7 protein-coding genes are annotated in these 6,397 nt (G+C 63.0%); all 7 read left to right on the top strand.

The annotated features are described in order from the left end of the window. The coding region (locus EOA75_RS26680) for a TOBE domain-containing protein (RefSeq protein WP_127325559.1) at positions 1 to 248 on the top strand (248 nt) is incomplete at its 5' end. Positions 249 to 261: 13 nt separating this feature from the next. Continuing rightward, positions 262 to 1,185: an ABC transporter permease gene (locus EOA75_RS26675; protein ID WP_095823378.1), complete on the top strand. Its 924-nt coding sequence runs from the start codon at positions 262 to 264 to the stop codon at positions 1,183 to 1,185. Further along, a complete protein-coding gene (locus EOA75_RS26670; RefSeq protein WP_095823377.1) occupies positions 1,178 to 1,981 on the top strand; it encodes an ABC transporter permease in 804 nt (267 codons plus the stop codon). The genes EOA75_RS26675 and EOA75_RS26670 overlap by 8 nt, the downstream gene beginning before the upstream one ends. A gap of 28 nt (positions 1,982 to 2,009) precedes the next feature. After that, positions 2,010 to 3,044 (top strand): extracellular solute-binding protein, encoded by a 1,035-nt coding sequence (locus tag EOA75_RS26665; protein WP_127325558.1) that lies wholly within the window; start codon positions 2,010 to 2,012, stop codon positions 3,042 to 3,044. A gap of 140 nt (positions 3,045 to 3,184) precedes the next feature. Beyond that, the gene (locus tag EOA75_RS26660; protein ID WP_127325557.1) at positions 3,185 to 4,381 is read left to right on the top strand and encodes a serine hydrolase; all 1,197 of its coding nucleotides are present in this window, start codon (positions 3,185 to 3,187) and stop codon (positions 4,379 to 4,381) included. A gap of 30 nt (positions 4,382 to 4,411) precedes the next feature. Then, complete coding sequence (locus EOA75_RS26655; RefSeq protein WP_127325556.1) at positions 4,412 to 5,590, top strand: serine hydrolase; 1,179 nt, start codon at positions 4,412 to 4,414, stop codon at positions 5,588 to 5,590. 123 nt (positions 5,591 to 5,713) lie between these two features. Then, on the top strand, positions 5,714 to 6,397 hold a 684-nt coding region (locus tag EOA75_RS26650), incomplete at its 3' end, for a Tex-like N-terminal domain-containing protein (RefSeq protein ID WP_281058563.1).

Here is a 6,397-nt window from a genome sequence, read left to right as displayed (position 1 = left end):
GCGTTACGCTGGTGGTGCGGCCGGAGCACGCTCAGATCGGTCCGGCGGACGCCAACGCTTCGCTCAGGGGCACGGTCGAGAACGTCGTCTATCTCGGCACTGACACGCATTTCCATCTCAAGCTCGACGACGGCAGTGCCTTTATCGTGCGGCGGCAGAACAGCCGCGGAGGCGGCGAAGCGCTGGCGCCGGGCAGCCGCGCGGGCGTCGCGATTGGCGCGAATGCCGCTCAAGCGCTGAAGGACTAGAGGACTTCCATTCATGGCCAACGCCGAGGAAATTGCTCGCGCCGCCGACGCTAGGGACATACGCGACCGCTGGCTGCTCTCGGCGCCGGCGCTCGTCATCATCCTCCTGGCCGCCATCGGGCCGCTTTTCGTCATGTTGGCCTATTCCTTCATGCTGAAGGGCGACTATGGCGACGTGCAGGTCGGCACGTTCTCGCTGGACGGATGGACATCGGTCCTGTTCCAGCGTGACATCTTCGACGACACGCTGGGTCTGGCGGACGCGCATCTGACCATCTTCTGGCGTTCGATAAGCCTGTCGTTCTACACCACCGTGCTGACGTTGCTCTTCGGCTTTCCTACGGCCTATTTCATCGCCACGCGACCGCCGAAGACGCGCGAGGTTTGGGTTTTCCTCGTCACCATTCCGTTCTGGACGAACCTCCTGATCCGCACCTTCGCCATGCAGCAGGTGATCCGCAACGAAGGGCTGGTCAACACGGCCTTGATGGCGCTCGGCATCATCAAGCAACCGCTGCAGATCATGAATACCGACGCCGCCATCCTGCTCGGCATGATCTATATCTACCTCCCTCTGATGGTGCTGCCGATCTACGCCTCGATGGAGAAGCTCGACTTCAGGCTGGTCGAGGCCGGATATGACCTCTACGCGGGTCGCTGGCAGGTCCTGCGCCGCATCATCTTCCCGCTGATCAAGCCCGGCGTCATCGCCGGCTCGATACTGGTCTTCATTCCCTCGCTCGGGGCCTATGTCATTCCGCGGGTGCTGGGCGGCGGCAAGAACATGATGCTCGGCAACCTGATCGAACTGCAGTTCGGCGCGGGTCGTAACTGGCCTCTGGGCGCGGCCATTTCGATTACGCTCATGGTGCTGGTGATGATCGCGCTCCTGTTCTACGTGCGCAACGCATCCCGTTCGGAGGGTGTCCATGGCTAAGCGTCCGTTCGACATCCAGGCGCAGCCCGGCTTCGGCTTCATGGCGCTTCTGACCTTCTTCGCGCTCTATCTGCCGATCGCGGCGCTCGTCGCCTATTCGTTCAACGCGGCGGATTCGCTTTCGCGCTGGGATGGCGTCTCACTACGCTGGTTTATTTCGGCCTGGCACAATTCGGCCGTGCAGGATGCCTCCGTCCGCTCGCTCGTGCTGGCGGTCTCGGCCGCCGCGCTGTCGACGATCGCCGCCACCATGGCTGCGCTGGCCACGACCCGCACGCGGCCCTATCCCGGCCTCACCTTCAAGTACGCCTTCATCAACCAGCCGCTGATGGTGCCGGAGATAGTCACCGGCGTCGCGCTCCTGATCGTGTTCTCGCGCATCAAGGTCTGGACCGGTTACTCAGGGCTCGGCTACCTGATCGCCGCGCACACCGCCTTCTGCATCCCGTTCGCCTACCTGCCGATCCGGGCGCGGCTGGAGAGCATGGACCTGACGCTAGAGCGCGCAGCCGCTGACCTATACGCCACGCCTTGGAAAGCCTTCCGCTTTGTGACGCTGCCGCTCTTGAGGCCGGCCATCATCGCGGGCTTCATGCTCGCCTTCGTCATTTCGCTGGACGACGTGGTCATCACCGAATTCGTAAAGTCCGGCGGGCAGGATACGCTGCCCACCTACATGCTCGGCCAGTTGCGGCGCGAAACGAGCCCGGAAATCAATGCGATCGCCACGCTATTCCTGGCGCTGTCGGTGGTGCTCGTAACTGCGTTCTACTTCGTCAATCGGCGCAAGCCATGACTAACGATTGCCAAACGGGAGAATAGCAATGAAAAGGAAGATAACGGCCGCTACGGCGGTATTCGCATTGTTCGCTTTTGCGGGCAGTGCGTATGCGGAAGGCGAACTCAACATCTTCAATTGGGGCGACTACACCAGCCCCGAGATGATCAAGAAGTTCGAGGATGCCTACAAGGTCAAGGTGACGATCACCGACTACGACTCCAACGACACCGCGCTAGCAAAGGTACGCGCCGGTGGTCACGGCTTCGACATTGTGGTGCCGTCGGCCAACTACGTGCCGATCTGGGTGAAGGAAGGGCTTCTGCTCGAGGCCCGGCCCGACCAGATGGAGAACTTCAAGAATGTCGACGAGCGCTGGGTGAACGTTCCCTGGGACCCGGGCCGTCACTATACGGTTCCGTGGCAGTGGGGCCTGACCGGTATCGGCGTCAACACAAAGGTCTATAGCGGCGACATCAACACCTCGGCCATCTTCCTCGACCCGCCGAAGGAATTGGTCGGCAAGATCAACGTCGCGCCGGAAATGAACGACGTTCTGTTCGCCACCATCAAGTATCTGGGCGGCGACTGGTGCACGGACGACAAGGAACTGCTCAAGAAAGTGCGCGACAAGCTAGTGGAGGCCAAGCCGAAATGGCTGGCCATGGATTACAGCGTGACCGAGAAGCTACCGGCCGGCGACTACTCGGCCGTGTACTACTGGAACGGCGCCATCATGCGCTCGCGCATCAAGAACCCCGACATCAAGTTCGGCTACCCGAAGGAGGGCTTCCCCTTTTTCATGGATAGTGTTGCCATCCTGAAGGATGCAAAGAATGTCGAGAACGCCAAGTTGTTCATGAACTTCATCATGGATCCCGAGAACGCCGCCATGATCTCCGCCTTCGCCAAATATGCCAATGGTATCAAGGGTTCGAAGGCGTTCATGCCAGCCGACATGAAGGATGCGCCCGAACTGGTGGTACCGCCGGAACTGGAGAAAGCGGGCGAGTTCCTCACCCCCTGCTCGCCCGAGGTGCAGCAACTCTACACGCGCATCTGGACGGACGTTCAGAAATAGCGGCACTCCGCCTTCTTCCCGCGCGAACGGGAAGAAGGCGGAGCCACGCGAAAGGCCCATTCGGGGGCTTATCGCCCGCCGTGCTGACCGCTCCTCATCCAAGTGAGTGGAAAACGGCAGGCGGCGATAGGGAAATTCTCATGACATCTTACCGCAACTCCGATCCGCGGCCGCCGATCATGCAGGGCTCGCCGCCGGCCATGGCTCTGCCGAAGCTCGACTGGGATCGGCCACCGTGGAGCCGCTGGGCCTTCCAGCACGTGCGTGAGTTTTTGCCGACCGTCGAGGTCTGGCGCGGCCAAGGTCATCGCCGTCGGCTCGATCGCGCCGAGGTCGATCTCGACGACCTGGCGGTGGCGGATAGCGAGGGCCGTCCGACAACGCTCGCGGGCCTGCTCGATGAGACCTACACGGACGGTTTGCTGGTGTTGAAGGACGGCAGGGTCGCCTATGAGCGCTACTTCAACGGCATGGACGAACGCACGCTGCATCTGTCGCAGTCGATGGCAAAGTCGGTCACCGGATCGGTGTTCGGCATCCTGGTCGGGCGCGGCCTGATCGACCCGGCCAGGCTGGTGACGGATTATCTTCCGGAGCTCGGCGAGACCGCCTGGACCGGGGCCACCGTGCAGCAAGTGCTCGACATGACGACCGGCGTGCGCTTCTCGGAAGAGTACACGGATCGCTATTCCGAGATCGGTCAGATCGATGTCGCCACCGGCTGGAAGCCGATCCCGCCGGGCAGCGATCCTGATTTCCGGTGGCCCGCGCATCTGTTCGAGCTGATCCTGCGCCTGAAGGACAAGGTGCGCGAACATGGCGAGGCCTTCGAGTACCGCTCGATCGAGACCGATGTGCTTGCCTTCGTCATGGAGCGGGTGAGCGGCAAGCGCCTGGCGCAGCTGGCATCGGAAGAACTCTGGCAAAAGCTCGGCGCCGACGAGAGCGCCTGTTTCACAGTCGACAGCGCCGGCTATGCGCTGGCCGATGGCGGCTTCAACGCGACGCTGCGCGATTATGGCCGCTTCGGCCAGTTGATCCTCGACAATGGCGGCGGGGTCATCCCTGCCGAGTGGATCGAGGCGACGCGCAGCGGCAAGCACGGACCGGACTTCAGCCCGAGCCTTCCGGACGGCAGCTACCGCAACCAGTTCTGGATCGAGGATCCACGCTCTCGCGCACTGATGTGCAAGGGCGTGTTTGGCCAGATGATCCATATCAGCTGGGAGCACAGGATGGTCGTCGTGAAGCTTTCGACCTATCCGGATTTCCTCAACGCCGCCTATTCGGTGGCGACGCTTAAGGCCGTGCACGCCATAGCCGCCGCGCTAGGCTGAAAGTCAGAGATAGACGACCGGGAGACAATCGTGACCGGCAACACCGCGTTCGAGACCAGATACGGATTTGCCCGCAAGGATGTGCGGCTCGATAATTGGCGGCTGAGGCCGTTCAGCCAATGGTCGTTCCAGAATGTCGGCGAACTGGTGCCGAGCGTCCACGTTGCCGCCGCGCCCGGCGGCGAGGAAGAGGTGAAATCGCTCGGCGCGCTGCTCGAGGAGAAAGTCACCTTGGCCGGCGGCGCCGAAACAGTCGAAGCATTCCTGAAGCGCTCCGACACTGACGGGCTGACGATCCTGAAGGGCGGCAGGCTGGTCGGCGATTGGTCGGCGCCGCATATGGCGTTCGGTCAGCGCCACATCATCTTTTCGATCAGCAAGTCGGTGACGGCGATCCTCGCCGGCATCCTGCAAGGCGAGGGAGTGTTCGACCCGGAAGCGCCGGTGACAGAATACATCCCCGAAGCCAAGGGCTCGGCCTATGGCGATGCGAGCGTGCGCAATGTGCTCGACATGACGGTCAGCCTCGACTTCGAGGAGGCCTATCTCGATCCGGAAAGCGCCTTCGCCCGCTATCGCCGCGCGACACTGTGGAATCCAGGCGGCGGGTCGGAAAGCCTCGCTGCGTTTCTGTTGACGTTGCCGCGGCTCGCCGAGCCGCATGGGCAGACCTACCGTTATCGCTCACCCAATTCGGATATGCTGGGCATCCTGGTGGAGCGGGCATCCGGCAAACGCGTCAGCGACTTGCTCAGCGAGAAACTGTGGCTGCCGCTGGGCGCCGCGAGCGAGATGTCAGTGACGGTCGACATGGAAGGCACGGCGCGTACCGCCGGCGGCATGTCGATGACGCCGCGCGACCTTGCCCGCATCGGCGAAATGATGCGACAGGGCGGCACGGCCAATGGCCGCCGCATCGTGCCGGAAACCTGGGTGCATGACACGGTTGCCAGCGGCGGCAGCCACGAAGCCTGGCGGCGCGGCACGATGGTGTTCCTCTTCCCCAAGGGCCGCTACCGCAACAAATGGTACCAGATGGGCACGCCAAGCGGCGCCTTCTGCGGCATCGGCATTCACGGCCAGTGGATCTACGTCAACCCGAGCGACGAGGTGGTCATCGCCAAGGTGTCGTCGCAGCCGGAACCGGTCGACGATCAGCTTGATCTCGATGTAGTCGCCTTCTTCGAGGCCCTGAGCCGGATGGTTTGAGCCGTTCGGCTGGTCTTTCCTCGCAGCTGTTTCCTGTGGAGCTTTCCTGTCGGGTGGAGACAGCGCGGTTGGCGCAGCCGTCGTCCCGGCCTATTGTCGCCGCTCTTTTCGGCAGGAACCAGCATGGCATCGGACATCAAGCGCATCGCAGCAATCATCGCGGCCGAGATCGGCTCGCGGCCGGAGCAGGCGGCAGCCGCAATCGGGCTGCTGGACGAGGGCGCAACGGTGCCTTTCGTGGCGCGCTACCGCAAGGAGGTCACCGGCGGCCTCGACGACACGCAGTTGCGCGACCTTTCCGAGCGGCTTGCCTATCTGCGCGAGCTCGATGCGCGCCGCGACACCATCCTCGGTTCGATCCGTGAGCAGGGCAAGCTGACCGAGGACCTCGAGGCAAAAATCGCGGCGGCGACCACCAAGGCCGAGCTCGAAGACATCTACTTGCCATACAAGCCGAAGCGCCGCACCAAGGCCGAGATCGCCAGGGAACGTGGACTGGGGCCGCTGGCCGAGGCGATCCTCGCCGACCGTTCGGCGGTGCCTGCCGAACTCGCGCTAGCCTATCGCACAGACGAGGTTCCCGACGCCAAGGCGGCGCTCGAAGGCGCACGCGACATCCTGTCGGAGCAGTTCGCCGAGAATGCCGATCTGGTCGGGAAGCTGCGCGCCTATATGAAGGAGCGCGCCTTCCTGCGCGCCAGGGTCGTCGACGGCAAGCAGGAGGCGGGCGCGAAATTCTCCGACTATTTCGATCATGTCGAGCGCTGGGCGAACGTGCCCAGCCATCGCGCCTTGGCCATGCTGCGT

This window comes from Mesorhizobium sp. M1A.F.Ca.IN.022.07.1.1, from assembly GCF_003997575.1.
GTDB lineage: Bacteria > Pseudomonadota > Alphaproteobacteria > Rhizobiales > Rhizobiaceae > Mesorhizobium.
The sequence above is the reverse complement of the archived record's forward strand: the minus strand, read 5'-3'. Positions and strand labels throughout refer to the sequence as shown.

Coding starts and splice junctions, on each gene's coding strand:
- EOA75_RS26670 (WP_095823377.1), top strand. CDS start 1,178: ATGGCTAAGCGTCCGTTCGACATCCAGGCGCAGCCCGGCTTCGGCTTC.
- EOA75_RS26665 (WP_127325558.1), top strand. CDS start 2,010: ATGAAAAGGAAGATAACGGCCGCTACGGCGGTATTCGCATTGTTCGCT.
- EOA75_RS26660 (WP_127325557.1), top strand. CDS start 3,185: ATGACATCTTACCGCAACTCCGATCCGCGGCCGCCGATCATGCAGGGC.
- EOA75_RS26675 (WP_095823378.1), top strand. CDS start 262: ATGGCCAACGCCGAGGAAATTGCTCGCGCCGCCGACGCTAGGGACATA.